This is a genomic window from Microbispora sp. NPDC088329, from assembly GCF_040685655.1.
Lineage (GTDB): Bacteria > Actinomycetota > Actinomycetes > Streptosporangiales > Streptosporangiaceae > Microbispora.
In genome coordinates, this window is sequence record NZ_JBFBIP010000009.1 from 1 (window position 1) to 24,443 (window position 24,443).

At 69.8% G+C, this 24,443-nt stretch carries 25 protein-coding genes, 1 tRNA gene and 1 pseudogene; 6 read left to right on the top strand and 21 right to left on the bottom strand.

Annotated features, from left to right (window positions below; translation table 11 throughout):
- From AB0O28_RS18125 to AB0O28_RS18175, 11 genes and pseudogenes are all read right to left on the bottom strand, one after another.
- Positions 1 to 779, bottom strand: a pseudogene (locus AB0O28_RS18125) (DNA-directed RNA polymerase subunit beta); the annotation flags it as partial.
- 420 nt (positions 780 to 1,199) lie between these two features.
- Positions 1,200 to 1,706 (bottom strand): hypothetical protein, encoded by a 507-nt coding sequence (locus tag AB0O28_RS18130; protein WP_363641455.1) that lies wholly within the window; start codon positions 1,704 to 1,706, stop codon positions 1,200 to 1,202.
- Complete coding sequence (locus AB0O28_RS18135) at positions 1,703 to 2,191, bottom strand: hypothetical protein (RefSeq protein ID WP_363641457.1); 489 nt, start codon at positions 2,189 to 2,191, stop codon at positions 1,703 to 1,705. The genes AB0O28_RS18130 and AB0O28_RS18135 overlap by 4 nt, the downstream gene beginning before the upstream one ends.
- 234 nt (positions 2,192 to 2,425) lie before the next feature.
- On the bottom strand, positions 2,426 to 2,818 hold the full coding sequence (rplL, locus tag AB0O28_RS18140) for a 50S ribosomal protein L7/L12 (RefSeq protein ID WP_169953189.1): 393 nt from the start codon (positions 2,816 to 2,818) through the stop codon (positions 2,426 to 2,428).
- A gap of 78 nt (positions 2,819 to 2,896) precedes the next feature.
- Positions 2,897 to 3,421 (bottom strand): 50S ribosomal protein L10, encoded by a 525-nt coding sequence (gene rplJ / locus AB0O28_RS18145; RefSeq protein ID WP_363641459.1) that lies wholly within the window; start codon positions 3,419 to 3,421, stop codon positions 2,897 to 2,899.
- 223 nt (positions 3,422 to 3,644) lie between these two features.
- On the bottom strand, positions 3,645 to 4,490 hold the full coding sequence (locus tag AB0O28_RS18150; protein ID WP_363641461.1) for an LppX_LprAFG lipoprotein: 846 nt from the start codon (positions 4,488 to 4,490) through the stop codon (positions 3,645 to 3,647).
- 282 nt (positions 4,491 to 4,772) lie between these two features.
- Positions 4,773 to 5,486, bottom strand: coding sequence for a 50S ribosomal protein L1 (rplA, locus tag AB0O28_RS18155; RefSeq protein WP_363641463.1), 714 nt, complete (start codon positions 5,484 to 5,486; stop codon positions 4,773 to 4,775).
- Between the two features lie 92 nt (positions 5,487 to 5,578).
- Positions 5,579 to 6,010: a 50S ribosomal protein L11 gene (gene rplK / locus AB0O28_RS18160; RefSeq protein ID WP_193207638.1), complete on the bottom strand. Its 432-nt coding sequence runs from the start codon at positions 6,008 to 6,010 to the stop codon at positions 5,579 to 5,581.
- Positions 6,011 to 6,104: 94 nt separating this feature from the next.
- The gene (nusG, locus tag AB0O28_RS18165; RefSeq protein WP_363641465.1) at positions 6,105 to 6,878 is read right to left on the bottom strand and encodes a transcription termination/antitermination protein NusG; all 774 of its coding nucleotides are present in this window, start codon (positions 6,876 to 6,878) and stop codon (positions 6,105 to 6,107) included.
- Between the two features lie 55 nt (positions 6,879 to 6,933).
- Entirely contained in the window at positions 6,934 to 7,191 is a 258-nt protein-coding gene (gene secE, locus AB0O28_RS18170; protein ID WP_363641467.1) for a preprotein translocase subunit SecE, read from the bottom strand.
- A gap of 75 nt (positions 7,192 to 7,266) precedes the next feature.
- Positions 7,267 to 7,339 (bottom strand) — tRNA-Trp (locus AB0O28_RS18175).
- Between the two features lie 235 nt (positions 7,340 to 7,574).
- Here AB0O28_RS18175 and AB0O28_RS18180 point away from each other — a divergent pair.
- A complete protein-coding gene (locus AB0O28_RS18180; RefSeq protein WP_363641469.1) occupies positions 7,575 to 8,780 on the top strand; it encodes a pyridoxal phosphate-dependent aminotransferase in 1,206 nt (401 codons plus the stop codon).
- A 167-nt stretch (positions 8,781 to 8,947) separates the two neighbouring features.
- On the opposite strand, the gene AB0O28_RS18185 is transcribed toward AB0O28_RS18180, so the two are convergent.
- The 5 genes from AB0O28_RS18185 to AB0O28_RS18205 form a co-directional block, all read right to left on the bottom strand.
- Positions 8,948 to 10,354 carry a hypothetical protein gene (locus AB0O28_RS18185; protein ID WP_363641471.1) on the bottom strand — a complete coding sequence of 469 codons (1,407 nt, stop codon included), beginning with the start codon at positions 10,352 to 10,354 and terminating at the stop codon, positions 8,948 to 8,950.
- Positions 10,341 to 10,841 (bottom strand): SigE family RNA polymerase sigma factor, encoded by a 501-nt coding sequence (locus tag AB0O28_RS18190; RefSeq protein ID WP_363641473.1) that lies wholly within the window; start codon positions 10,839 to 10,841, stop codon positions 10,341 to 10,343. Before AB0O28_RS18190 ends, AB0O28_RS18185 begins: the two co-directional genes overlap by 14 nt.
- Before the next feature lie 85 nt (positions 10,842 to 10,926).
- Entirely contained in the window at positions 10,927 to 12,168 is a 1,242-nt protein-coding gene (locus AB0O28_RS18195; protein ID WP_363641475.1) for a DUF4143 domain-containing protein, read from the bottom strand.
- 141 nt (positions 12,169 to 12,309) lie between these two features.
- Positions 12,310 to 13,320, bottom strand: a complete 1,011-nt coding sequence (locus AB0O28_RS18200) for a PASTA domain-containing protein (RefSeq protein WP_363641477.1) — start codon at positions 13,318 to 13,320, stop codon at positions 12,310 to 12,312.
- Positions 13,317 to 13,817 carry a SigE family RNA polymerase sigma factor gene (locus AB0O28_RS18205; protein ID WP_363641479.1) on the bottom strand — a complete coding sequence of 167 codons (501 nt, stop codon included), beginning with the start codon at positions 13,815 to 13,817 and terminating at the stop codon, positions 13,317 to 13,319. Before AB0O28_RS18205 ends, AB0O28_RS18200 begins: the two co-directional genes overlap by 4 nt.
- 74 nt (positions 13,818 to 13,891) lie before the next feature.
- Here AB0O28_RS18205 and AB0O28_RS18210 point away from each other — a divergent pair, with 74 nt between their 5' ends.
- Positions 13,892 to 14,911 carry an adenosine deaminase gene (locus tag AB0O28_RS18210; protein ID WP_363641481.1) on the top strand — a complete coding sequence of 340 codons (1,020 nt, stop codon included), beginning with the start codon at positions 13,892 to 13,894 and terminating at the stop codon, positions 14,909 to 14,911.
- Between the two features lie 128 nt (positions 14,912 to 15,039).
- On the opposite strand, the gene AB0O28_RS18215 is transcribed toward AB0O28_RS18210, so the two are convergent.
- Positions 15,040 to 15,888 (bottom strand): hypothetical protein, encoded by an 849-nt coding sequence (locus tag AB0O28_RS18215; RefSeq protein WP_363641483.1) that lies wholly within the window; start codon positions 15,886 to 15,888, stop codon positions 15,040 to 15,042.
- Positions 15,872 to 16,423, bottom strand: coding sequence for an RNA polymerase sigma factor (locus AB0O28_RS18220; RefSeq protein ID WP_363641485.1), 552 nt, complete (start codon positions 16,421 to 16,423; stop codon positions 15,872 to 15,874). Before AB0O28_RS18220 ends, AB0O28_RS18215 begins: the two co-directional genes overlap by 17 nt.
- A gap of 338 nt (positions 16,424 to 16,761) precedes the next feature.
- Here AB0O28_RS18220 and AB0O28_RS18225 point away from each other — a divergent pair, with 338 nt between their 5' ends.
- The 4 genes from AB0O28_RS18225 (at position 16,762) to AB0O28_RS18240 (ending at position 21,683) form a co-directional block, all read left to right on the top strand.
- Entirely contained in the window at positions 16,762 to 17,493 is a 732-nt protein-coding gene (locus AB0O28_RS18225; RefSeq protein WP_363641487.1) for a methyltransferase, read from the top strand.
- A 177-nt stretch (positions 17,494 to 17,670) separates the two neighbouring features.
- The gene (locus AB0O28_RS18230; RefSeq protein WP_363641489.1) at positions 17,671 to 18,369 is read left to right on the top strand and encodes a response regulator transcription factor; all 699 of its coding nucleotides are present in this window, start codon (positions 17,671 to 17,673) and stop codon (positions 18,367 to 18,369) included.
- 10 nt (positions 18,370 to 18,379) lie between these two features.
- Positions 18,380 to 19,765: a HAMP domain-containing sensor histidine kinase gene (locus tag AB0O28_RS18235; RefSeq protein ID WP_363641491.1), complete on the top strand. Its 1,386-nt coding sequence runs from the start codon at positions 18,380 to 18,382 to the stop codon at positions 19,763 to 19,765.
- A 40-nt stretch (positions 19,766 to 19,805) separates the two neighbouring features.
- A complete protein-coding gene (locus AB0O28_RS18240) occupies positions 19,806 to 21,683 on the top strand; it encodes an acyl-CoA dehydrogenase family protein (RefSeq protein WP_363642095.1) in 1,878 nt (625 codons plus the stop codon).
- Positions 21,684 to 21,741: 58 nt separating this feature from the next.
- Here the strand turns inward: AB0O28_RS18240 and AB0O28_RS18245 are convergent, their stop codons facing one another.
- The 3 genes from AB0O28_RS18245 to AB0O28_RS18255 form a co-directional block, all read right to left on the bottom strand.
- Entirely contained in the window at positions 21,742 to 21,903 is a 162-nt protein-coding gene (locus tag AB0O28_RS18245) for a hypothetical protein (RefSeq protein WP_363641492.1), read from the bottom strand.
- Between the two features lie 552 nt (positions 21,904 to 22,455).
- The gene (locus AB0O28_RS18250) at positions 22,456 to 23,052 is read right to left on the bottom strand and encodes a Uma2 family endonuclease (RefSeq protein ID WP_363641494.1); all 597 of its coding nucleotides are present in this window, start codon (positions 23,050 to 23,052) and stop codon (positions 22,456 to 22,458) included.
- A 141-nt stretch (positions 23,053 to 23,193) separates the two neighbouring features.
- Positions 23,194 to 24,339 carry an acetyl-CoA C-acetyltransferase gene (locus AB0O28_RS18255; RefSeq protein WP_363641496.1) on the bottom strand — a complete coding sequence of 382 codons (1,146 nt, stop codon included), beginning with the start codon at positions 24,337 to 24,339 and terminating at the stop codon, positions 23,194 to 23,196.
- Between the last annotated feature and the right edge of the window lie 104 nt (positions 24,340 to 24,443).

Below are 24,443 nucleotides of genomic sequence, written 5' to 3' on the forward strand. Positions count from 1 at the left end.
ATGTCCAGCAACGCGTCGTCCTGGCCGGAGGTGTGGTCCTTCTCCAGCGTCGCCCGCATCGACTCGTACTGGCCGAAACGCTCCAGAATCTGGTCACTGGTCCAGCCCAGCGCCTTCAGCAGCACCGTGACCGGCTGCTTGCGCTTGCGGTCGATCCGCACGCCGACGCTGTCACGCTTGTCGATCTCGAACTCGAGCCACGCGCCACGCGAGGGGATCACCCGGCAGCCGAACAGGTCCTTGTCGGAGGTCTTGTCGACCGACCGGTCGAAGTAGACACCCGGCGACCGCACGAGCTGGGAGACCACGACACGCTCGGTGCCGTTGATGATGAACGTGCCCTTCGACGTCATGAGCGGGAAGTCGCCCATGAACACCGTCTGGCTCTTGATCTCACCTGTGGTGTTATTGATGAACTCCGCCGTGACGAACATCGGGGCGGAGTAGGTCATGTCCTTGTCTTTGCACTCATCGACTGAGTACTTGGGCGGCTCGAACCTGTGGTCCCGGAACGACAGGGACATGGTTCCGGAGAAGTCCTCAATCGGACTGATCTCCTCGAAGATCTCTTCGAGACCCGACTGGGCCGGGACGTCCTTGCGCCCGGCCTGGCGAGCCGCCTCAACCCGTCCCTTCCATCTCTCGTTCCCGAGCAACCAGTCAAAGGACTCGGTCTGCAGGGCGAGAAGGTCGGGTACTTCGAGCGGCTCCTCGATACGTGCGAACGACACGGTACGGGGACCGGCGGGTACGGCGGAGGCGTTGCGCGAGGCTGCCAACAGATGTCCTTCCGAGGGCTCGCGGACTGACTACACGCACGCCAGACGACCAGGACTAAGAGTTACTCAGAGAGACGGTCGTCAAAGGGCAGCGCAAAGGGGCAGTGTAGCCGATCGGCATACACCTGTCCACTCCGCTATCGCTCTGCGCTCCACGTTGGTGGCAGCATCACCCGTCAGCGCCGAAACGTCAAGCCCGAGAGCCGACATTTCGCCTAACCGACGGGCGTCACGCTGGGTTTTTCCGCCCTCGGGACCGAGCGAGCGCCGGGGATCCAGTCCCTACCCGGGACCGGGGACGGGTAACGCTCAGTCACGCGAGCGGCCCAACGCTGACCGTCGGTCGACGCCGCCGTGCCCTGAATACCCATCTACAGCCCTGGCCTAAACGCCTTCTTTGCTAACAATTTAGCTACGTGCTCAGGGAACGGGCGTGTCACCCAGGAGCGTGGACAGCCGGGAGGCCCGCCAGCCGTCGCCCTGCGTCACCATGACCAGGCGTGCTCTCCCCTGGCTGACCTGCTGTTTGGGCTCCTCCTGCCCCGGCCCCGAGCGTGTCGTGACCAGGTTCACGAACAGCAGCACCCGGACCTCGTCCGGAGTCGCCGACTCCACGCCGGCGGCGGCCACGACCGCGTGCTGGACCGTCCGCCGTTCACGCGCCCCCGGGCCGAGCGTCGCCGCGAGCGTCCGATAGTGCTCCGCCAGCTGACCGGTCGCGTGCGCACCCGCCCTCAGCATGTCCCGCTCGATCGTACGGTAGTCGTACGACAGCATGTCCGGGGCGTAGGAACGGGCGGCCGCGAGGGCCTCCCTGGAGGCCGTCTCGGCGGCCTGAAGGCGGCGCAGGTCGAGCAGCAGCCACACCGCGGCGACGGTCAGTCCCGCCGCCAGGAGGACCGCCAGCGACCGCACCAGGCGACTCACCGCACCAGCTCCGCCCGGGCCACCAGCCACAGGCCCGAGGCCTTCGTGACGTCCATGCGCCACCGGAAGAAGCGTTCTTCGGGAGGGGCCTTCCTGCCGTCCTCCCAGTGGATCACCGCGTCCCCGACGATCAGCACCTGCGCCGTACGCCGGTCGCCGGCGAGGGAGGCGAGCGCGGACGCCCGCAGGACGCCCGTCTGGACGGCCTTGTTCTTCAGCGTGGCGGCTCTCAGCACCGCCTGTCCGGCGGCGTACTGTGCCCGTTCCTGGCCCGTGGAGGTCGCCAGCGCGCGTTTGATGTCGTCGTCGATGCGGCGGTGGTCGATCGACATGAGGCTCACGGCGTGCGCCGCCGCGGCCTGTACGGCCATCTCACGGTCCTGTACGGCGGTCAGGGCCTCCGTACGGGCTCGGGCGAAATACTGGGCCGCCAGGGCCGGCGCGGCCACGAGGAGGACGAGCCCGGCGGTCAGCGCGCGCCGCATCCCCGCACCTCCTGAGCACCCGGTCGTCTCGGTCCGTTCACGTCGCGCGGTCCACGGTCGTGTCCGACGCACCATGTCCCGCGTCAGACACTCCCTATGCCGCACGATAGATCAACGGGGCCACCATGCCCATAGGGTCTGGATCCCGTACGACTTCCGGACATGCGAAAGGGGCGGTCCCATCCGGCACCTGGATGGACCCGCCCCTTCGGTGAAGCGTGTTGCGAGACCGTCTTACTTGACGGTGACGGTGGCGCCGGCGCCCTCGAGGGCGGCCTTCGCCTTCTCGGCCTGCTCCTTGTTGACCTTGCCGTCGAAGACCGGCTTCGGAGCGCCGTCCACGAGGTCCTTGGCCTCCTTGAGGCCCAGGCTCGTCAGGGCGCGGATCTCCTTGATGACCTGGATCTTCTTGTCGCCGGCGGCCTCGAGGATGACGTCGAACTCGTCCTGCTCCTCGGCCTCTTCGGCGGCGGCCGGAGCGCCGGGGGCGCCGACGGCGGCGACGGCGACCGGAGCGGCGGCCTTGACGTCGAAGGTCTCCTCGAAGACCTTCACGAACTCGGACAGCTCAAGGAGGGTCATCTCCTTGAAGGTCTCGAGCAGCTCGTCGGTGCTGAGCTTCGCCATGATGTGTTCCTCCAGTGGATCTAACTCGAAAACGTGTAAGGGACCGCGGTGCGCGCTTCCCCCGTCCGCTGCGCGGACCTACTCGCCGGCCTCTTCGCGCTTGGCGCGCAGAGCCTCGGCCAGTCGAGCCATGGTGGTGGGCAGCGCGGCGAAGGTGGCGGCAGCCTGGGACTGCTTGGCCTTCAGCGCACCGGCCAGCTTCGCGAGGAGCACCTCACGGGACTCAAGGTCGGCAAGCTTGGTGATCTCGTCGGGGGTCATCGACTTGCCGTCGACGACGCCGCCCTTGATCACCAGGAGGGGGTTGGCCTTGGCGAAGTCACGCAGACCCTTGGCCGCCTCCACGACGTCGCCCTTGACGAACGCGATGGCGGTGGGGCCCTGGAACAGGTCGTCCAGGGAGGTGATCCCGGCGTCGTTCGCCGCGATCTTGGTAAGCGTGTTCTTCGCCACGGCGAACTTCGCATTCCCACCGAGAGAAACGCGCAGCTGCTTGAGCTGAGCGACGGTGAGACCGCGGTATTCGGTCAGAACGGCGGCGCTGGATCCCTCGAACTCACTCTTGAGCTCGGCGATCGCGACGCTCTTCTCCGCCTTCGCCATGGGCCTCCTTCCAGATGTGCCGCCGGCGAAGGCCCTCGGAAAACAGACAAGCCCCGGCGCAGGCGCACGGGGCTTGGACGGACATCGAACGTCCTCAAGCATCTCCACACCTACGCGGGCCGTCCACTCACGTGGATCCTTCGGTCACCAGGCTTCACGCCCGGCGACGACCGGCGGTCTTCGGCAGGAGACAGACTACGTTGTCAACCGGCTGGACGCCAAATCAGCCGCCGAGGCCGGACGGCTGCGGCAGGTTCTGCGGCAGTTCGCCCACCTGGTCGGCGGCCGGCGCCTCGATCGAGACCGGCTCGTTGAACGCCTTGAACATCGCCGTGGCCTTGACCGTGCCGGCGTTGGGCTCGCCGCCGTTCAGCTCGACCTTGCGCGGCAGGCCCTGGGCGTCGATCCAGGCGTCGAACTTGACGTCCTTGGCGTTCGCGAGCTCGCCCTGCAGGCGCGCGCGCCGCTCCTCGGGAAGCTGCTTGACCGCCTCGTCCACCGGGAACGTGCCCGAGTAGTGGGTGGTGTCCACCCCACCGACCTGCTCGCTGCCGACCGACTTCACGTCCTTCGACGCCGTCAGCATGGCGGCGCTCGTCTTCAGGTCGAACTGCTGGGCCTGGCCGAGGAACTGGTCGACGTTCACACCCGACTGCGAGCCGAGCTGCTTAAGGTCGAGCCTGATCCACGGCTTGGTGGCGCCCACCAGGGTCTTCAGCATGTCGACCTTCACGTACGCCACGTCGCCCTGCAGGATCAGCCGCACGCCGCCGGGCACGTTCTGCCCGTTGAACGCCACCTGGCTGAGATTGATGTCGGTGGCGAGCTGCGGGGTCTTCTGGTAGAGCATCGTGCCCTGGACGACCCCGCCCTGACCGCCCTTGGCGTCGGTCACGTTGACCACGAGGTCCGCGGCATAGGTGTTGACGTCGTCGACCTTCTTCGCGGTCTGCTGAATGGCCTCGGCCGCCGAAAGCTGCACGTTCTGGAGAGACGGAGTCGCGGTCGTCCCGCATCCCGCGACCGTGATCGCGGCCACCGCTCCGGCAGCCACCAGTAGTCGTCGCATTGTTTCCATCCCTTCGTTTCCCCCTTTACCTGCCCTTGACCCTATGCGCCTAACGCCCCAAGCGCGCCGAGGGCAGGCAAACCCCCATCAGCCCTGCACAATCCCTCCACATCGCTAGCGGTTCGGCAGGTGCGCGTGCACGGACAGCGGTGTCTGTGCCCATGGGTGTGCCGCTGTCCGGCGGCTGACGCGGGAAGGTTGTGTGATCCGCCCTGGACGCGCGGAAGCCCCCGCCCTGGAAAGGGCGGGGGCTTCCGTCGGTCTGCCGGCCGGAGCGACGGCTCAGGCGTCGATCTCGGCGGTCATCGCCCGCGTCACGTTCGGGTCGACCGGGATGCCCGGGCCCATGGACGTGGTGAAGGTGACCTTCTTGAGGTAACGGCCCTTGGCCGCCGACGGCTTGAGACGCAGCACCTCGTCCAGCGCCGCGGCGTAGTTCTCCACGAGCTGGCGGTCGTCGAAGGACGCCTTGCCGATGATGAAGTGCAGGTTCGCGTGCCGGTCGACCCGGAACTCGATCTTGCCGCCCTTGATGTCGGTGACGGCCTTGGTCACGTCGGGCGTGACGGTGCCGGTCTTCGGGTTCGGCATGAGGCCGCGGGGGCCGAGCACGCGGCCCAGACGACCGACCTTGCCCATCATGTCCGGGGTGGCGACGACCGCGTCGAAGTCGAGGCGGCCCTTGGACACCTCGTCGATCAGGTCATCGGAGCCGACGATGTCGGCGCCCGCCGCGCGGGCCTCCTCGGCACGGTCACCGGTCGCGAAGACCAGGACCCGGGCGGTCTTGCCGGTGCCGTGCGGGAGGTTGACGGTGCCGCGGACCATCTGGTCGGCCTTGCGCGGGTCGACGCCCAGCCGCAGGGCGACCTCGACGGTCGCGTCGAACTTCGTGGTCGCGGTCTTCTTGGCCAGCCGTACACCCTCGAGCGGGGCGTACAGGGCCGCGCGGTCGACCTCGGCCGCCGCGTTCTTCCAGTTCTTGCTGCGCTTCACTTCATGCTCCTCGTGGAGATCGTGGTCCGGGCCTGCGCTTCGGCCCTCCCACAGCGTTGGATCGCCTCGCCTGCGGCAAGGCGGGTTCGAAGTCAGTCGGCGATGGTGATGCCCATGGAACGGGCGGTGCCGGCGATGATCTTCTCCGCGGCCTCGACGTCGTTGGCGTTGAGGTCCTGCATCTTGGTCTCGGCGATCTGGCGAAGCTGCTCGCGGGTCAGCTTGCCCACCTTGTCCTTGTGCGGGTTCGCGCTGCCCTTCTGCAGACCGGCCGCCTTCTTGATCAGCTCGGGCGCCGGCGGCGTCTTCGTGACGAAGGTGAAGGTGCGGTCTTCGAAGATGGTGATCTCAACGGGGATGATGTTGCCCCGCTGGGCCTCCGTCGCCGCGTTGTACTGCTTGACGAAGTCCATGATGTTGACGCCGTGCGGACCGAGCGCGGTACCGACCGGCGGCGCGGGAGTGGCCTGTCCAGCGGGAAGCTGGACCTTCACCAGGGCCGCGACTTTCTTCTTTGGAGGCATCTGTCCTTCTCCGGGTCCTTTGTCCTACAAAAGCCTCACAGGCACGCCGAAGAAGGGCGTGCGTGAGGACGGCTATCGAGTCTACGGGAGACGGTCAGATCTTCGAGACCTGGTTGAACGACAGCTCGACCGGGGTCTCTCGGCCGAAGATCGAGACGAGGACCTTGAGCTTCTGCGACTCGGCGCTGATCTCGCTGACCGTGGCCGGCAGCGTGGCGAACGGCCCGTCCATGACCGTGACGGACTCGCCGACCTCGAAGTCGACGGTCGCGGTGGTCGTCTTGGCCGTGGCCTTCTTGACTTCCTCGGCGGGCTCCGGGGCGAGCAGCTTGGCGACCTCGTCGAGGTTCAGCGGACTCGGCTTGTTGGACAGGCCGACGAAGCCGGTCACGCCGGGCGTGTTGCGCACCGCGGCCCAGGACTCGTCGGTCAGGTCCATCCGGACCAGAACGTAACCGGGAAGCACGCGCTCCTTGATCGGAGTCTTCTTACCGCCCTTGAACTCCGTGATCGTGTGGGTCGGCACCTCGACCTGGAAGATGAAGTCCTCCATGTTGAGGGACCCGATACGGCTCTCGATGTTCTGCTTCACGCGGTTCTCGTAACCGGCGTACGAGTGGATGACGTACCACTCGCCGAACTGACCGCGAAGCTGACGCTTGAACTCCTCGACCGGGTCGACGTCCGGGAGAACGTCACCGTCCTCGTCGACCTGCGCGGCGGCCTCGGCCGAGTCTTCGCCGCCGTCACCGCCGTCTGAGTCGGCGGCCGTGGTCTCCTCGACCTCTGCTACGGCCTCGTCCTGCTCGGTGCCCCACTCGTCATGCTCGTCATGGGAGCGGTCGGCCGGCATCGGGGACTCGGACACGGGACTCTTCCTTCTTCGCTTGGTGTCTTGACGTGCTGCGACGTCTTGGGCGGGATCAGGATCCGCCGAAGAGCCAGAGCACAGCCTTACCCAGCAGCGTATCGATCCCGAACACGAGCCCAACCATGATCACGACGAAGACCAGGACAACTAGCGTGTACGAGATCAGGTCGTTGCGCCGGGGCCAGATGACCTTGCGCAGCTCGGCGACGACCTGCCGATAGAACAGAGCGGGCGAGGTGCGCTTTGCCTTCTTGTCACTGGTCGGCTTGCCTGGCTTGCCAGCGGTCTCGCCGCGGGTGTCAATCGCCACAGTCCTCACCTGATCCGTCGTGTCCGTCGCAGTTGCGGCGCGCTTTCACGCCATTGTTGCGCGGACCGCACTCCGCAGGGCACGAGGGACTCGAACCCCCAACCGCCGGTTTTGGAGACCGGTGCGCTACCAATTGCGCTAGTGCCCTAAGCCGTGCACCACGATACCCGAGAAACGCGTGGAAGCGTCCGTCGCGGTGTTCACGTGGCCCACTAGTCGGTGAAGTGTACGCGGGATTCACCACTCCGTCGAACCACATGGTCGCCGCACCGCCCGGAGGCGGCCCGGGTGCCGTTCCTGTGCGGTCTAAAGCTACCGTGCGAACCCGTCCGCATCCTGGATATGGAGACGAAACCGCGTGGCGCGTCTGGAACGATGGAGGCATGACCCGACCTCGCATCTCCGCACGTATTTCCGCGATCTCCGAGTCCGCGACTCTGGCCGTGGACGCCAAGGCCAAGGCGATGAAGGCGGCCGGTCGCCCGGTCATCGGCTTCGGCGCCGGCGAGCCCGACTTTCCCACGCCCGGCTACATCGTCGAGGCGGCCATCGAGGCGTGCCGGAACCCCAGGTTCCACAAGTACACGCCCGCCGGCGGCCTGCCCGAGCTCAAGCAGGCGATCGCCGACAAGACGTTGCGCGACAGCGGGTTCCAGGTCGAGGCCGCCCAGGTCCTGGTGACGAACGGCGGGAAGCAGGCGGTCTACGAGGCGTTCGCCACCCTGCTCGACCCCGGTGACGAGGTCCTGGTCGTCGCGCCGTACTGGACGACGTACCCGGAGGCGATCAAGCTCGCGGGCGGCGTCCAGGTCGACGTGGTCACCGACGAGACGACCGGCTACCTGGCCTCGGTGGAGCAGCTGGAGGAGAAGCTGACCGACCGCACCAAGGTGCTGCTGTTCGTCTCGCCGTCCAACCCGACGGGGGCCGTCTACTCCCCCGCCCAGGTCGAGGAGATCGGCCGCTGGGCGCTGGACAAGGGCCTGTGGGTCGTGACCGACGAGATCTACGAGCACCTGGTCTACGGCGAGGCGGAGTTCTCCAGCATCGCCACCGCCGTCCCCGAACTGCGCGACCGGGTCGTCGTGCTGAACGGCGTGGCCAAGACGTACGCGATGACCGGCTGGCGGGTGGGCTGGCTGATCGGTCCCTCCGACGTGGTCAAGGCGGCGACGAACCTGCAGTCCCACGCCACCTCGAACGTCTCCAACGTCGCCCAGGCCGCCGCGCTCGCGGCCGTCTCCGGCGACCTGTCGGCCGTCGCCGAGATGCGCGCGGCGTTCGACCGGCGCCGCCAGACCATGGTCCGGATGCTCAACGAGATTCCCGGCGTGGTCTGCCCCGAGCCGTTCGGCGCGTTCTACGCGTACCCGTCGGTCAAGGCGCTGCTGGGCAAGGAGATCCGCGGCAGGCGCCCGCAGACCTCGGCCGAGCTGGCCGAGCTCATCCTGGAGGAGGCCGAGGTCGCGCTGGTGCCCGGCGAGGCGTTCGGCACCCCCGGCTACTTCCGCCTGTCGTACGCGCTGGGCGACGACGACCTGGTCGAGGGCGTCAGCCGGGTGGCCAAGCTCCTGGCCGAGTCCCACTGAGAACCGCGGCGCACCGCCGCTCACCGAGAACGGCGGTGAATCACGCGCACCGGGATTCGAGGTGCGCCGAGGAGCGTCGAAGGGCCCGGGCGTGGGAACGCGCCCGGGCCCTTCGCATGCGTGCCGGGCCTCTCCCGATCGTCGCTTCCTGAGCTACGGTGTCTCGTTCAGGGCACCCGCAGATTCCGGACCAGGTCCGCCAGGTCGTCCACGGCCCGCGCCGAGTCGTCCGGGCCGGCGACGACGGTCACCGCGAGGACGAGGCCGACCTCGGGGTGCCACAGGAAGGTCCGGCCGGCCAACGGCCCCGCGCCGTCACGTGGCCTTTCCTTCCAGGTCAGCAGGGTGCCGTTGACATCGCCCACGGACGCGCCCCGCGGCGTCGCGGAGGAGATCTGCCGGAACCAGCCGTCGACCTCCACCTCAAGTCCCCGGTAGACGGACACGGCGACGTACGGGCCCTCGCCCGGCCTGCCACCCCAGAATCGGGTAATGCCCGACCATTCGCGGCCCATCGCGCTGTCGCCGCCCGACGGCTCCCCGAGGCTCGCGGGGACGCCGATGCCGTCCACGGTGACGGCGGCGTCCGCGGCCACCTCCTCGACGCCTTCCGCGATCCTCCGCAGCTCGCCGGCCAGCGGGGTCGTCGCCCAGATGCGCACACCCACGCCGGGCCGTACGACCCAGAGCAGCATGCGGCCCCTGTCGACGCGGCGGCCTGCTGACGCGACGGACCCCTGCAGAGCCGCGGCCGGCCCGACCGAGACGCGCCGCACGTCGAACAGCTCCTCGTTCGTCGGCCAGGGGACCTGGCGCAGGCTGTCCAGGTCGAGCGCCTCGCGGCCGTGCACGACCTCCACCGTCACGCCCTGCGTGTCGTTCGTGCCGTTCGTCCATGAGCGGGCGATGCCGCCGAGATTGATGCGGGCCTTGCCCGCGGCGCGCAGCCCGGATGGCACATACGTCACCCGCATGCCGCCGACGTCGCGGTTCCGGACGACGCGCAGCCCCTCGGCGATCCTGCCGAGCTCGCTCTCCAGAGAGGCGGACGTCGTGACCCGGAGCGCGAGGCCCGGCTCCGGCACCCACATCTCGTCCGTGGCGGTGAAGACGACCGGGCCGGTCCTCTTCACCGGCTCGCTCGCCACCGGCCCCAGGTTCAGGGCGAGGAGGTCGAGGGCGTCCTCCAGGCTCCGCCCGGTCCGGTAGACGCCGACCTGGACGAACCCGCCGTCGCCCTTCCATCGCAACGCCTCGCCGGCCAGCGGGCCGGCCTTCACCCTGATCCGCTCGGGAGGGCCGCCGAACCCCTCCGGAAGGTAGCCGACCTCGACACCGTCGATCTCGGCGAGCGTCTCGCCGGCGGTGACCTGGTGCCGGGGGACGAGCGCGACGTAGGCGGGCACCGCTCCGGCCACGACCAGGACCGCGGCGACGACGGCCAGCAGCCGCAGGCGCGTGCGGCGTCTGCGGACCGAGCGGCGCACGACCCGGTCGACCAGGTCCGGCGCGATCGCCAGGCCCGCCGTGTCGTCCGCCATGGCCCGGCGCAGCACGCTCTCAAGCTCTGACATCGTCGATCACCTCCGCACCCAGCAGCCGGCGCAGCCGTACGAGGGCCTTGGCGGTCTGGCTTTTGACGGTCCCCACCGAGCATCCGAGCACCTTCGCGGTCTGCGCCTCCGTCATGTCCTCCCAGAACCGGAGAACGACCACGGCCCGCTGGCGCGGGGGCAGGGCCCGCAGGCCGTCCATGAGCACCTGACGCAACTCGACGTCGGCGGCCGGTGCGGGCGTCTCCGGCGGCGTGTGGGTCGGGATGATCCGCAGCAGGGCACGCCGCCTCGCCCGGCTGATCGCGAGGTTGACGATGATCCGCCGCACGTACGGTTCCGGGTCGGCGTCCTTGTGCACCCTGTGCCAGTTACGGCAGGCCCGCTCCAGCGCCGCCTGCAGCACGTCTTCGGCGTCGTCTGAAGGGCCGCAGGTGAGATGGGCTGTGCGGAGCAGGCTCCTGCCACGGGCCGCCACGAACTCGGCGAACCCGTCCGGAGGTCTCACGCGCTTTCATCCAGTCTCATGCCCACACGTACGCTCGGCCGCCGCGGAAGGTTGCCCTCCGCGCATCACCGCCGGCCGTGTGCGTTCAGGACCAGAGGACGCAGATGGGAGCGGCGATGATCTTCTCGTCCATCTCGTGGATCCGCGGGCCGGTGTGCAGGACGACACCGGCCACGAAACGGTCCCCCAGCTCGTCCCGCAACCACCGGAGGTGCTTCGCGTCGTCGTGGCGTGGGGTGGCCGCGGCCTTGACCTCGATGCCGATCACTCGTCCCATGCCGAGCTCCAGGACGATGTCGACCTCGTGCCGTCCCTGGTCCTGACGCAGGTGGTAGATGCGGGGCCTGCTGTCGCACACCGGTGCCTCCGCACGTAGCTGCTGGACCACGAAAGTGTCCAGCAGCCGGCCGAGCAGATCGCCGTCACGGAGGACCGCCTGTTCGTCCACTCTCAGCAGGGCGGCGACCAGGGCCGGGTCGGCGAGATACCGCTTTGGCCCGCGGATCAGCCGCTTCAGCCGGTTGCTGAACCAGGCGGGCACCTTGTCCACGATGAGCAGATCACGGAGGAGGCGCTCGTACGCCTCTCCCGTGCGGGCGTTCACGCCCGCCGCGTCGTAGAGCGTCTTGTCCGTGACCACGCCCGCGGTGTTGAGAGCCAGCGCATCCAGGTAGGCCCGGAGGCGGACGGGATCGCGCCGTCCGTCCAGGGTCTCGATGTCCCGAGTGAGAGTCTGCTCGATGTAGCTGTCCAGCCACCGCATCCTCACCGGATCGGGCATCCGCTGAGCCTCGGGAAAGCCGCTGCGCAGCGCCAGGCCGATGTAGTCGGCCAGGTTCGGGGGCTGCGCCGCTACGGCGAGTTCCTCCACCCGTCCCTGAGCGAGGAGGTCGGCGAAAGGAAGTCTCCCGCTGTTGCGCGCGAGTTCCTTGACCGCCAGTCCCATCATGTCGATGCGGACGACCCGCCCCGTGCCGGGCCATGTCCGGCCCCCGAAGTCCGACCACACCGAGCCGGTGAGGATGAAGCGGCCCGGCCGGTGGTCGTCGTCCACCGCTCGCTTGACCGCCCCGAGCACTTCGGGGACCACCTGCCATTCATCCAGCAAGACGGGCTCTTTGAGCCCACGCAGGGCGACATCCGGGTCTGCGAGGAAGGCGGCGTTCTCGCTGTCCCGATCGAGCCGTACCACCGTTTCGACGTGTCGTTGAGCCGTGGTGGTCTTCCCGGTGGCCCGCGGTCCGACCAACATGATCGCCGGGAGCGTTGCAAAGACGGCGTCGATGATCGGATCCACGAGGCGCGGGATGTAGGAATCGCGGCTCACGCAGGCACAGTACCAATCTCACCCAGCGTGGAGTACAAAGACGACCCAGACGCCACTACAAAGGCGACCCACTGGGGCCGGGTTCGTACGACCGGCGCCTCCGGGCGCTGAGGGGACCGGAGGCGCGGGGACGGGCCGGGGTCACTTGCCGAGGACGACTCCGGCGGCGATCTTCTTGAGCTCCCTGTCGGCGGCGGCGCCGAGCTTGGCCTCGTAGTCGGGACTCATCATGACCTCGACCCCGACGCCGGAAGCGAGGGTCCACGCGATCGTCCGGGTGCCTCCGTCGTTGAGCTGGTCGCCCCCCTCGGACAGGCTGACCAGGTACGCCTTCGCGTCGCCGACGCCGACCGGCTCGGCGCCCTGGGCCGCGTAGCCCCGCATCCGCTTCTCGAGCGACTTCGCGGCGTCCTTCCGGTAGACCACGATCTGGATGCTGTACATCCCGGGGTCCAGCCCGGGCTCCACCCAGCTCGTGGTGTAGCTGCTCGTACCGAACCCGTCCTTGCCGGACCACTTGCCCCATTCGAGCCCCTCGGGCAGGTAGCCGACGTGCACGCCGCCGAGCGTCCGGCCGTCCCCCAGGTCGCCGAGGTCCTGGGGCGTCCGCGGGTTCTCGCTACTCGTGGTGGCGGGGGTCGGGGCGGGCTTCGCGGCGATCGTGATGGTGACCGCCGCCCCGGCGGGAGCGGCCGTCCCCGGCTGCGGCATCTGGGCGAAGACCGTCCCCGCCGGGGCCGCGTCGGTGACGACCTTCGTGATCCTCACCGTGTAACCGGCCGCCTTCAGCAGGGCGCCGACCTCCGCGGCGCGGATGCCGACCACGTTGGGGACGACGTTCCCGGGCACGGCGATCGTGTCGTCGGAGCCGGGCCCGGACGCGACGGGGGCGGCCGTACCGGACGCGGCGGGGGCCGCCGGACCGGTGGCGGCGCCTCCGGTGGCCGGGGTGAGGGCGGTGTCGGGCCTGGCCGTCAACGCCACGGGCACGCCCACGGCGACCGCGGCGGTCAGCACGGCCGCCCCCGCCGTACGGAACCTGACGACGTGACGGCGGTTGCGCCGCCGTACGGCCTGGCCGAGGGACGGCGAGGCGTGCGCGCCCGCGACCTCGGCCGCCATCGCGTCCTTCAGTGCCTCTTCCACGTTCATGCGGATGCTCCTTCCAAGCTCTCCATGCGCGCACGCACGCGGGCCAGGCCGCGGGCGGCCTGGCTCTTGACGGTCCCGACCGAGCAGCCCAGCAGCGCCGCGGTCTCGGCCTCGGACATGTCCTCCCAGTAGCGGAGGACCAGAACGGCCCGCATCCGGGCCGGCAGCTTCCTGAGTTCGGCGACCAGCACGTCCCGCAGGCCGAAGTCGGGCGACTCCACGGGCGTCTCCGGCGGCTGGGCGAAGGTGATCTCCTGGATCACCCTGCGCCGCCGGGCCTTGCTGATCGCGCCGTTCACCACGACCCGGCGCGCGTACGCCTCGGGGTTGTCGTGGCGGATGCGCGGCCAGTGACGGTAGACCTTCTCCAGAGCGCTCTGGACCATGTCCTCGGCGTCGGACGCCGAGGCGCCGCAGACCAGGATCGCGGTACGCAGGAGGGCGGTGCTGCGCGCGGCCAGGAACTCGTCGAAGGCCGCCTCGTCTTCTTCGGTCATGAGCTCCCCTTTCGTCCCTCCCCAACGCGCCAACCCGGCGACGGGTTGAGAAGAGGATGCGGCAACATATGGAGATGGCACGCCCACTCGTCACGCTCCCCAAGGCACATCTACACCTGCACTTCACCGGTTCGATGCGGCATTCGACGCTGATCGAGCTCGCCCGGGAGCAGGGCGTCCATCTTCCCGACGCGCTGGTGGAGGACTGGCCGCCGAAACTGCGGGCGACCGACGAGCGCGGATGGTTCCGGTTCCAGCGGTTGTACGACATCGCGCGGTCGGTGCTGCGCCGGCCCGAGGATGTCCGCCGGCTGCTGCGCGAGGCCGCGGAGGACGAGGCCCGGGAGGGGTCGCGCTGGCTTGAGATCCAGGTGGACCCGTCCGGGTACGCCCAGCGGTTCGGCGGGCTGACCGAGACCCTCGAACTCGTCCTCGACGCGGCGGAGGAGGCGGCCCGGGACGCCGGGATCGGCATGGCGGTGGTCGTGGCCGCCAACCGCACGCGGCACACGCTCGACGCCAGGACGCTGGCCCGCCTGGCGGCGCGGTACGCGGGCAAGGGCGTGGTGGGCTTCGGCCTGTCCAACGACGAGCGGCGCGGCCGCGCGAGGGAGTTCGAGCACGCCTTCAGGATCGCCAGGCGCGCGGGGCTGCTCGCCGTGCCGCACGGCGGCGAGCTGCTGGGCGCGGCGAGCGTCGCGGAGTGCCTGGACGACCTGGGCGCCGACCGGATCGGCCACGGCGTGCGCGCGGCGGAGTCGCCCCGGCTGATGGAGCGGCTGGCCGACCGGCAGGTCACCTGCGAGGTGTGCCCGCTGTCCAATGTGGGCCTCGGGGTGGTGGAACGGCCCGAGGACGTGCCGCTGCGGCGGTTGTTCGACGCCGGGGTGCCGATCGCCCTCGGCGCCGACGACCCGCTGCTGTTCGGCGCCAGGCTGCTGCCGCAGTACGAACTCGCCAGGGACGTGTACGGCTTCGGCGACGCGGAGATCGCCGAACTCGCCCGGCAGTCGATCCGGTCGTCGGCGGCGCCCGACGCGGTGAAGAAGGAGTTGCTGAGCGAGGTCGACGCCTGGCTCGCCTCCCCCGAATGATCGCGCCGCCGCGCCACGGGACGAAACGTCCGCGAATCGGCTTGCCCTGGCCCGCTACGCGAGCACGCCCGCCCCACCCGGCGCGAAGGCCGGAGCACTCCGGACGATCCCGGTAGCACGGCGAGGCCTCAGCGGACCGAGAGGGCGATCCGCACGGCCTCGGCGCGATCCGGTCCCTCCAGCCGCAGCCCGGCGAGCTTGTGCTGCCAGATGAGCGTCGGCCCTGCCACCTGCTCCTCGCGCGGCTCGCCGCCGCCCGCGGGCACGTACGACACGCCGTGCGGCCGCGGGATCCACCAGCCGCCGACGGCGTCCACCTGTTCCGGCCACGGCTCTCCGAGTTCCTTGCGCCAGACGACGCCGAGCGTCCCGTCGAACTCGTCGAGCCGGACGCCCGGCCACAGCAGCGTCACCACCCGGCCGCCGTCGGCCAGCCGGACGTCGGCCGGTTCGCCGAGCGCGGACGGCACCGCGACGGAAAAGCGGGCGGTCCGCCGCGCCTCCTCCAGCGTCACCCGGCGCTCGCCCGGCAGCGGGCTCGGCACCCCCGTGGGCAGCGGCCCGGCGCCGCCGACGTGGATCTCGACGCCCGCGAAGCGCAGCACCGACGCGACCGCGGCGCGGCCCTGCGGTGTGGCCCCGAGCAGCACGGCCATCGCCACCGCCACCAGCACCGCCACCGGCGCCGCCGCGACGCGCGGCCGCCGTCCCGCGGGCCGCCGGGACCACCGCGGGACACGCCCCGGCGAACCCTGCCGTGAGCCCCGCCGTGAGCCCCGCCGTGAACCCCGCTGACCGCCCGGCCCGCTCTCGGTGTTCCCGTCGCCGTCCCGCACCGGTCCCGCCGCGTCCGCGAGACGGGCGCGTACGGCGCGCGCCACGTCGGCGGGAGGCGGCGCGGGCACGGCCAGATCGGCACCGAGAGCCCGCAGGCGCGCCTCGATGGCCTCAGGATCGTCGTCATCCGAGGTGCTCACGGCTCACCTCCTCCCGCAGGCGCCGCAGGGCCCGGAACGTCCGCGACTTCACCGTGCCGAGCCGTACGCCGAGGACCTCGGCCGTCTCCGCCTCGGACAACTGCAGGAAATACCGGCAGACCACGGCTTCCCGGTCCCTGTCGGGCAGCGCGCGTACGGCCTCCAGCAGCCGGGTCCTGCCGTCGGCGTCCATGACCGCGTCCTGCGGGTCCCCGGGTCCCCCCGGTCCGTACGGCTCCCGCTCGCGGCCCAGCCGTACGGCGAGGTCGGAGCGGCGGCCACGCGACCGGGTGAGGTCGTGGGTCTCGTTGGCCACGATGCGCAGCAGCCAGGGGCGGAAGGACGAGCCCCGGCGGAAGCCCTTCAGATGCCGGAAGGCCTTGACGAACGCCTCCTGGACGACGTCCTCCGTCTCGTCGGCCGCCCCGAGCAGGCTCGCCGTACGGTGGGCGACCGCGCTGTAGCGGGTGACCAGCACCTCGTAGGCGTCAAGGTCACCGGCCAGGGCACGGGTCACTGCCTCGTCGTCGTCCATACGGGGGGTTTCAAGGAGAGACGCTGAAGGGCGTTCGGGGCGTCGGCCGGAACGGCGGACGGAGGTGAAGCCTACGAGCAGACGGGCATCCCGTCCACAGTGCCCGTCACACAATGCCGCCACACGATGCCGTCAGACAGTGCCCGTCACAGGGCGTTCATGACGCCCCTCTGAGGGCACGGTGCACCGAGGGCGCGCGGTGGAACGGCACGCCCGGAAGCCGCGGCGCCAGGCGGCGCGAACCCTTCCGCAAAGCGGCCCCTGTGGCGAAGCGGACACCCGCCGGAGGGGCGGGCACTACACTTTCCACGACCGTCAGCGTGCAGATCGAGGATCCTATGTCTGGGTATGACCGAGTAGTCCAGCCGGCGGCCGGGGACGAGGCTCTGGAGAACCACCTCGGCGGCGACGAGGCCAAGAACTACCGGCAATACGAGTTCGACATGGTCGCGCCGCACGTCGGGCGGTCGCTGCTGGAGATCGGCTCGGGTCTCGGGCATTTCGCCGAGCAGTTCCTGCCGCGCCTGGACAGGCTCGTGGTGAGCGACTTCGACCCCTACTGCGTCGAGCAACTGCGCAAGAGGTTCGCCGACCGCGACGACGTGTCGGTGCTCCAGTTCGGCCTGCCGACCGAGATCCCCCTGGCCGACCCGGTCGACACCGTCGTGATGATGAACGTCCTGGAGCACATCGAGCAGGACGCCGAGGCGCTGCGGTCGCTGGCCAGGGTGACCGCTCCCGGCGGGCGGATCATCATCTGGGTGCCCGGTTACATGCAGCTCTACGGGGACTTCGACCGCAAGGTGGGGCACGTCACCCGCTACACCCCCGCCACGCTGCGCAAGACGGTCACCGACGCCGGCCTCGGCGTCCAGGTGTGCAAGCCGATCAACTTCCTCGGCGGCATCGCCTGGTGGGCGGCGGTGCGGCGGGGCGGCGTGGGCTACCCCGACCCCCGGCTCGTGAAGATCTACGACCGGACCGTCGTGCCGATGACCCGGCTCATCGAGCGGTTCGTCCGTCCGCCGTTCGGCCAGACCGTGTTCTGCGTCGCCAGGGTTCCGCGATAGCGGTCTCCCCGGCGCAACACGGCTTCCGGACAAGCAGCGTGCCGGAGTAGGAGGCTCGCGTTTCCGCGCCCGCGCGGATCGCCCGTCATCGATCGTCCGCCGCGAGGATCACGAGGTGACGGAGCCGAGGACCCGAATTGTGCGAAAAAGTCCTCCTACCTGCACAATGGGTGCCCCATGAGTGAAACCAGGATCCTCGTCGTCGAGGACGAGCCGAACATCCGGGACGTCGTGGAGGTCGCCCTCCGATTCCACGGCTTCCGGGTGACGGCCGTGGGCACGGGCGCCGCGGCGCTCGGCGAGGTCCTGAGAAACCAGCCCGATCTGGTCGTTCTCGATGTCATGCTGCCCGACATCGATGGCTTCGAGGTGTGCCGACGGATTCGCGCCGAAGGCGGGCATCCACCCGTCATCTTCCTCACCGCCCGCGACGCGGTCGCCGACACCGTACGCGGGCTGACCCTCGGCGGGGACGACTACGTCACCAAACCCTTCTCGGTCGAGGCGCTGGTCGCGCGGATCCGCGCCGTGCTGCGCCGTACGACCGTGCCTGAGGCGGCCGAACGGGCGCACGGGCCGATCCTCCGGGTCGCCGACCTGGAGCTCGACGAGGCGCGCTGGGAGGTGCGGCGCGGCGGTGTCCCGGTGGAGCTGTCGCCGACCGAGTTCCGCCTGCTGGCCTTCCTGATGGCCAACGCCGGCCTGGTGCTCACCAAACGGCGGCTGCTCGAGGAGGTCTGGGGCTACGGCGGAAGTTCGCAGGTGCTGGAGACCTACATCTCCTACCTGCGCCGCAAGCTCGACCCGCTCGGACCGCCGCTGATCCACACGCAACGCGGCATCGGATACGCGCTGCGGCCGCCCCAGGACATGTGACGGCCTCCTGATGTCGCTCAGGACGCGTCTGCTCGCCGGGCTGCTCGGGGTGAGCGCGGTCCTGCTCGTCGTGTTCTCCCTCGTCAGCGTCGTCGTCCTGCGCGGTCACCTGCGTACGCGTCTGGAGGGGCAGGTGGTGGCGGCGACCGTCACGGCGGCACGGCGGGTGGTCGTGGGCGACCCGCTCGAGCAGGCGCTGACCGGCTCCACCTACGCGCTCGCGGTCTACAACCTCGGTGAGCAGCACGCGCATCTGGTCAGCGGCGACGCCGACGACGCCCCGGCCGTCCCCGGACTGGCCGAGGCGCTGGGCAAGGACAGGCTGCTGGCGTACGCCGCGCAGGGCCGCACCTTCGCCCTCGACCCGAGCGGCGGCCACGAACTGATCGCGGCCGCGGCGATGTCGCCGAGCGGTCTGCGGCTGATGGTCATCGCGGTGCCCCTGGACGCGGTCGACGATCCGGTGCGTCACCTGCTGATCTACGAGCTGGCGACCGGCGCGGTGCTGATGCTGCTGCTGGCCGCGGGCGGCCGGCTGCTGATCGCCGGTGGTCTGGCGCCTCTCGGCAAGATGGCGCGGACCGCGCACCTCGTGGCCGAGGGAGGCGACCTGTCGGCCCGGATGCCGGAGGGGCCGTCGGAGGTCGGCAGGCTGGGCGCCGCGGTCAACCTCATGCTCGAACGGATCGCCGACGCCTTCCGGGACCGTCAGGCGTCGGAGGACCGCGTGCGCCGGTTCGCCGCCGACGCCTCCCACGAGCTGCGCACCCCGCTGTCGACCATCTCCGGGTACGCGGAGCTGTATCGGGCCGGTGCGATCCCTCCCGAGGACCTGCCGAAGATCATGGGGAGGATCGAGGCCGAGGCCAACCGCATGGGCCGCCTGGTGGGCGAGATGCTGGAACTCGCCCGGCTCGACCGCGGCGCCGCTCTCGCGCTGAGCGAGACCGATCTGGCCGAGATGGCGCGCGAGGTGGCCGCCGACTCGGCCGCCGTCGACTCCGCGTATCCCGTGACGGTGGAGGCCCCGCCCTCCCTGGTGGCGACAGTGGACGAGGCACGAGTCCGCCAGGTGCTCGTCAACCTGATCGGCAACGTGCGGGCGCACACTGCCGAAGGCACCAAGGCCACCGTACGACTCCTGCCCGCTCCTGAATCGGTGACGATCGAGGTGCGCGACACCGGGCCGGGGATGAGCCCGGAGCAGGCGGAACGCGCCTTCGACCGGTTCCAGCGGGGAGAGGAGCACCTGTCCGGCGGTGCGGGGCTCGGCCTGTCGATCGTGAAGGCCATCGTGGAGGCGCACGGCGGGCGGTGCCGGATCGACTCCTCGCCTGGCGGTGGCACCGCCGTACACATCGCGCTTCCGGCGGTGCAAAAGGCTACTGGCGGGTAGTTAAGGGGCACAGCTCGTTTCACCGCCGAGGAGGTCGATGATGACGACCGATTACGCCAAGGCCAGGGAGGTGGCCGAGCAGGCACGCGAGACGGAGTGGACCCGCCCGAGCTTCGGCAGGCAGCTCTTCCTCGGGAACTTCCGGCTCGACCTCGTGCACCCCGCCCCCCGCCTGAGCGAAGAGGAGATCAAGAAGGGAGACGACTTCCTGCGTGCCCTGCGGGCGTTCCTGCAGGAGAAGGTCGATCCCGCGCTCATCGAGCGCACCGCCGTCATCCCGGACGACGTGGTCAAGGGCCTGGCGGCGATCGGCGCGTTCGGCATGACCATCGAAGAGGAGTACGGCGGGCTCGGACTGAGCCACCTGTACTACTGCCGCGCGCTGGAACTCGTGACGTCGTGTTCCCCCGCGCTCAGCGCGCTGCTGTCGGCCCATCAGTCCATCGGGGTTCCGCAGCCTCTGCGGTTGTTCGGCACTCCCGAACAGAAGCGCCGTTTCCTGCCTCGCTGCGCCCGCGGCGAGATCTCCGCGTTCCTGCTGACCGAGCCGGACGTCGGCTCCGACCCCGCACGGCTGTCGACGACCGCCGTCCGCGACGGCGACGCGTACGTGATCAATGGCGTGAAGCTGTGGACGACCAACGGAGTGGTCGCGGGCCTGCTGGTTGTGATGGCCAGGACCGGTACCAAGATCTCGGCCTTCGTGGTCGAGGCGGACTCCCCCGGCATCACGGTCGAGCACCGCAACCAGTTCATGGGCCTGCGCGGCATCGAGAACGGCGTCACCCGCTTCCACCAGGTGCGCGTGCCGGTGGAGAACCTCATCGGACGTGAGGGCCAGGGCCTGAAGATCGCGCTGACCACGCTCAACACCGGACGCCTCTCGCTGCCGGCCACCTGCGTCGGCGCGGCCAAGTGGGCGACGAAGATCGCCCGCGAGTGGGGGCGCGAGCGGGTTCAGTGGGGACGTCCCGTCGGCCAGCACGAGGCGGTGGCCCGCAAGGTCGCATACATCGCCGCCACCACGTACGCGCTGGAGTCCGTGGTGGACCTCGCCAGCCGGATGGCCGACGACGAACGCAACGACATCCGCATCGAGGCCGCGCTGGCCAAGCTGTACGGCTCGGAGATGGCCTGGCGGGTGATGGACGAACTCGTGCAGATGAGAGGCGGGCGCGGCTACGAGACCGCCGAGTCGCTGCACGCCCGCGGCGAGCGCGGAGTGCCCGTCGAGCAGATGCTGCGCGACATGCGGATCAACCGCATCTTCGAGGGCTCGACCGAGATCATGCACCTGCTCATCGCCCGCGAGGCGGTGGACGCCCACCTGTCGGTCGCGGGCGAGCTCGTCGATCCGAAGGCCGGCCTGCGGGCCAGGGGGCGCGCGGCCACCCGGGCCGGCGCCTTCTACGCCAAGTGGCTGCCGAGCCTGGTGACCGGGCCCGGCCAGGTGCCCACGTCGTACGCCGAGTTCGGCCCGCTGGCCCAGCACCTGCGGTATGTCGAGCGGACCAGCCGCAAGCTCGCCAGGTCGACGTTCTACGGCATGTCCCGGTGGCAGGCGCGTCTGGAGCACAAGCAGGGGTTCCTGTCGCGGATCGTGGACATCGGCGCGGAGCTGTTCGCCATGACCGCGGTCTGCGTGCGCGCCCAGGAGGACTCGGCCGAGTTCGGGCGCAAGCCGTTCGAGCTGGCGGACACCTTCTGCCACCAGGCCAGGCAGCGGGCCGAGGCGCTGTTCGACCGGCTGTGGGAGAACACCGACGCCCGGGACGTACGGCTGGCCAAGCGGGTGCTCGACGGGCGGTACACGTTCTTGGAGGACGGCGTCGTCGACCCGTCGCTGGAGGGCCCGTGGATCGCCCAGCAGCGCACCGGGCCGTCGATGTTCGAGGACGTCCACCGGCGCATCGACTGAGCGCCACACGGCCCCGTCCCCGGGCGGGGACGGGGCCGTGCCGTGAGGCCGGTCAGGCTCACACGTCGTAGCACCACATCCAGCCCTGGTCCGAGATCCAGCAGCGGTACCAGCCGTCGCCGGGCTTCTGGGCGTGCGCCGGGGCGGACAGGACGCCGAACGTGGTGACCGCGACGGCGGTGGTGGCGAGCACGGCCGCGGCGCGCTTGAGTGACTTCACTGGTATCTCCTATGCAAGGAACGTCTCTCTGACGCGTTTGAGTACACAGGAACCCACTTGTCGCAGTCTGGTGAGCCGCTTGGAAGCGGCTTGGTCGCCTCTGGCGGAGCGAAAACCCTTTGTCCCGCTATGCGGCGGCTTGTTACTGTCACCCGCATGTGGATTCTGTACGGCGACCGCTGATCAGCCTCTGAGCCGCTGATCCGCTCAGCGTTCCGGCCCTGTCCATTCGACGCGGCAGCTGAGTGACGGCACCTCGGTGCCGCGTTCCCGACGTACAAGGAGATCCCGTATGCCTACTCGCGCGTCCGGCAAGGGCGGCAAGCAGCAGAAGCCGCGCACGCCGCAGCCCCAGCGTTCGTTCCCACCGCCGCCGCGGCAGATCCCGGCCCCGCCCATGCGACCGGTACGGCAGCCGCGGCGGCTCCCGAGAGCCAAGTAAGCCGGCTTCGCGGCAGAAAGGGCACTCCGGCACGTGCCCGGGGTGCCCTTTCTGCTTCCATTCCTGCCGTCCTGTCCGTCCGGGGTGACGAGACCTGACGAGATCTCGGCTCAGACCGAAAGGAGCCCCGCCGGATCGATGGCGAGCTCGACCGGAGCGCGCACCTCCAGCAGGTTCCCGGCGAAGACACGATCGACCCGCCGGTAGACCCCGTGACCGGGCGCCAGAGTCCAGACCGTGATGTTCGGCTTGGGCTCCAGGTCCACCACCCAATATTGGGCTATCCCCGTTTTGGCGTATTCGCTGGGCTTCTCGTACCTGTCGGTGCGCTCGCTCCCGTTCCGGGAGACGACCTCGACCACGAGAAGCAGGTCCACTCCTTGGTATGCCCGTTCGTCTCGCTCTACCGCGCGCCGGGCGGCCTTGCCGTCTACGACCGCGACGTCCGGCACTCGTATCCCGGTGGAGGTGAACACATCGACGGGACCGTTCACGTAAAGATCGGCACCGGCGCACGTCACCGCTGTTTCCAGCCGGGTCCGCAGATGCCGGACCGCGTGGTCGTGACGAATGCCGAGCCAGGGGGACAAGACGATCCATCCGTCGACGAGCTCGTACCGCGCGTCCCTGGGCATGCGATCCAGATCGGCGATCGTGTACGGACCGTGTCGATAGGAGTGCTCGCGGTCATCATAGGCGACGCTCATCCCGCCCCCTCCACCCCGGATTTCCACGAGTCACGACTCAAGGTAACCCAGCATGCCCACAAGGGCCGGGTCTCGGGCTCGTACACAGCCGAGCAAGCAGAAGGGCACCCTGAAGCAACCGGGGTGCCCTTCATAGGAGCGTCAGAGGCGCTCGATGATCGTGACGTTGGCCTGGCCGCCGCCCTCGCACATCGTCTGCAGGCCGTACCGCCCGCCGGTGCGCTCCAGCTCGTGCAGCAGCTTGGTCATGAGGATCGCGCCGGTGCCGCCGAGCGGATGTCCCAGCGCGATGGCGCCGCCGTTGGGGTTGGTCCGGGCCGGATCGGCCCCGATCTCCTTGAGCCAGGCGAGTGGCACCGGGGCGAAGGCCTCGTTGATCTCGACGACGTCGATGTCCTCGATCGAGAGGCCCGCTTTGTCCAGGGCCTTGCGGGTGGCCGGGATCGGCGCCGTCAGCATGTAGACGGGGTCGTCACCGACGAGCGTCAGCGTGACGATCCTGGCGCGCGGGGTCAGCCCGTGATCGCGCACCGCCTGCTCCGAGGCGATGAGCAGCGCGCCGGAGCCGTCGGAGATCTGCGAGGAGGTGGCCGCGGTGATCCGGCCGCCATCGCGCAGGGTCTTCAGCTCGGCCATCTTCTCCAGTGTGGTGTCCGGCCGGGGACCCTCGTCGTCCTCGACGCCGTTGACCGGGGCGATCTGGTCCTTGAAGTGGCCGTTCGCGATCGCCTTGGCGGCCCGCTGGTGGCTCTCGTAGGCGAAGCGCTCCAGTTCGTCGCGCTCCAGGCCCCACTTCTCGCACATCAGCTCCGCGCCGCGGAACTGGGAGATCTCCTGCTTGCCGTACCGCTCGACCCACTTGTCGCCGAACGGGAACGGCATGCCCTTCTCCAGGGCCGCCGTGATGCTCGCCCCCATCGGGACGATGGACATCGACTCGACGCCGGCCGCCACCACCAGGTCCTGCGTGCCCGACAACACTCCCTGGGCGGCGAAGTGGATGGCCTGCTGCGACGAGCCGCACTGCCGGTCGATCGTGACTCCGGCCACGGTCTCCGGGAGGCCCGCGCTGAGCCAGGCGTTGCGCGCGATGTCCATGGACTGCGGGCCGAACTGCATGACGCAGCCCATGATCACGTCGTCCACCGCGGCGGGGTCGACGCCGGTGCGCTCCACGAGCGCGGAGAGAGTGTGGGCGGCCAGGTCGACCGGATGGACCGCGGAGAGCCCGCCCTTCTTCTTGCCGACCGGTGTGCGGACCGCCCCGACGATGTACGCCTCTGCCACAGTGCCTCCATAGAAACCGAGCAATGTTCGGTTAATGAGAGGTTACCTCAGAACGTTCGTCGGGGCAGACCGCGATATGGGCGCACTCCGGGGACGTGCTCTGT

What these genes read in the sequence shown, in the direction of transcription:
- AB0O28_RS18135 (WP_363641457.1), bottom strand. Translation starts at nt 2,191, where the DNA reads ATGCGGCGCGCGCTGACCGCCGGGCTCGTCCTCCTCGTGGCCGCGCCG.
- rplL (WP_169953189.1), bottom strand. Translation starts at nt 2,818, where the DNA reads ATGGCGAAGCTCAGCACCGACGAGCTGCTCGAGACCTTCAAGGAGATG.
- rplJ (WP_363641459.1), bottom strand. Translation starts at nt 3,421, where the DNA reads ATGGCGAAGGCGGAGAAGAGCGTCGCGATCGCCGAGCTCAAGAGTGAG.
- AB0O28_RS18150 (WP_363641461.1), bottom strand. Translation starts at nt 4,490, where the DNA reads ATGCGACGACTACTGGTGGCTGCCGGAGCGGTGGCCGCGATCACGGTC.
- rplK (WP_193207638.1), bottom strand. Translation starts at nt 6,010, where the DNA reads ATGCCTCCAAAGAAGAAAGTCGCGGCCCTGGTGAAGGTCCAGCTTCCC.
- AB0O28_RS18180 (WP_363641469.1), top strand. Translation starts at nt 7,575, where the DNA reads ATGACCCGACCTCGCATCTCCGCACGTATTTCCGCGATCTCCGAGTCC.
- AB0O28_RS18185 (WP_363641471.1), bottom strand. Translation starts at nt 10,354, where the DNA reads ATGTCAGAGCTTGAGAGCGTGCTGCGCCGGGCCATGGCGGACGACACG.
- AB0O28_RS18200 (WP_363641477.1), bottom strand. Translation starts at nt 13,320, where the DNA reads ATGAACGTGGAAGAGGCACTGAAGGACGCGATGGCGGCCGAGGTCGCG.
- AB0O28_RS18205 (WP_363641479.1), bottom strand. Translation starts at nt 13,817, where the DNA reads ATGACCGAAGAAGACGAGGCGGCCTTCGACGAGTTCCTGGCCGCGCGC.
- AB0O28_RS18210 (WP_363641481.1), top strand. Translation starts at nt 13,892, where the DNA reads ATGGCACGCCCACTCGTCACGCTCCCCAAGGCACATCTACACCTGCAC.
- AB0O28_RS18220 (WP_363641485.1), bottom strand. Translation starts at nt 16,423, where the DNA reads ATGGACGACGACGAGGCAGTGACCCGTGCCCTGGCCGGTGACCTTGAC.
- AB0O28_RS18225 (WP_363641487.1), top strand. Translation starts at nt 16,762, where the DNA reads ATGTCTGGGTATGACCGAGTAGTCCAGCCGGCGGCCGGGGACGAGGCT.
- AB0O28_RS18230 (WP_363641489.1), top strand. Translation starts at nt 17,671, where the DNA reads ATGAGTGAAACCAGGATCCTCGTCGTCGAGGACGAGCCGAACATCCGG.
- AB0O28_RS18235 (WP_363641491.1), top strand. Translation starts at nt 18,380, where the DNA reads ATGTCGCTCAGGACGCGTCTGCTCGCCGGGCTGCTCGGGGTGAGCGCG.
- AB0O28_RS18240 (WP_363642095.1), top strand. Translation starts at nt 19,806, where the DNA reads ATGACGACCGATTACGCCAAGGCCAGGGAGGTGGCCGAGCAGGCACGC.
- AB0O28_RS18250 (WP_363641494.1), bottom strand. Translation starts at nt 23,052, where the DNA reads ATGAGCGTCGCCTATGATGACCGCGAGCACTCCTATCGACACGGTCCG.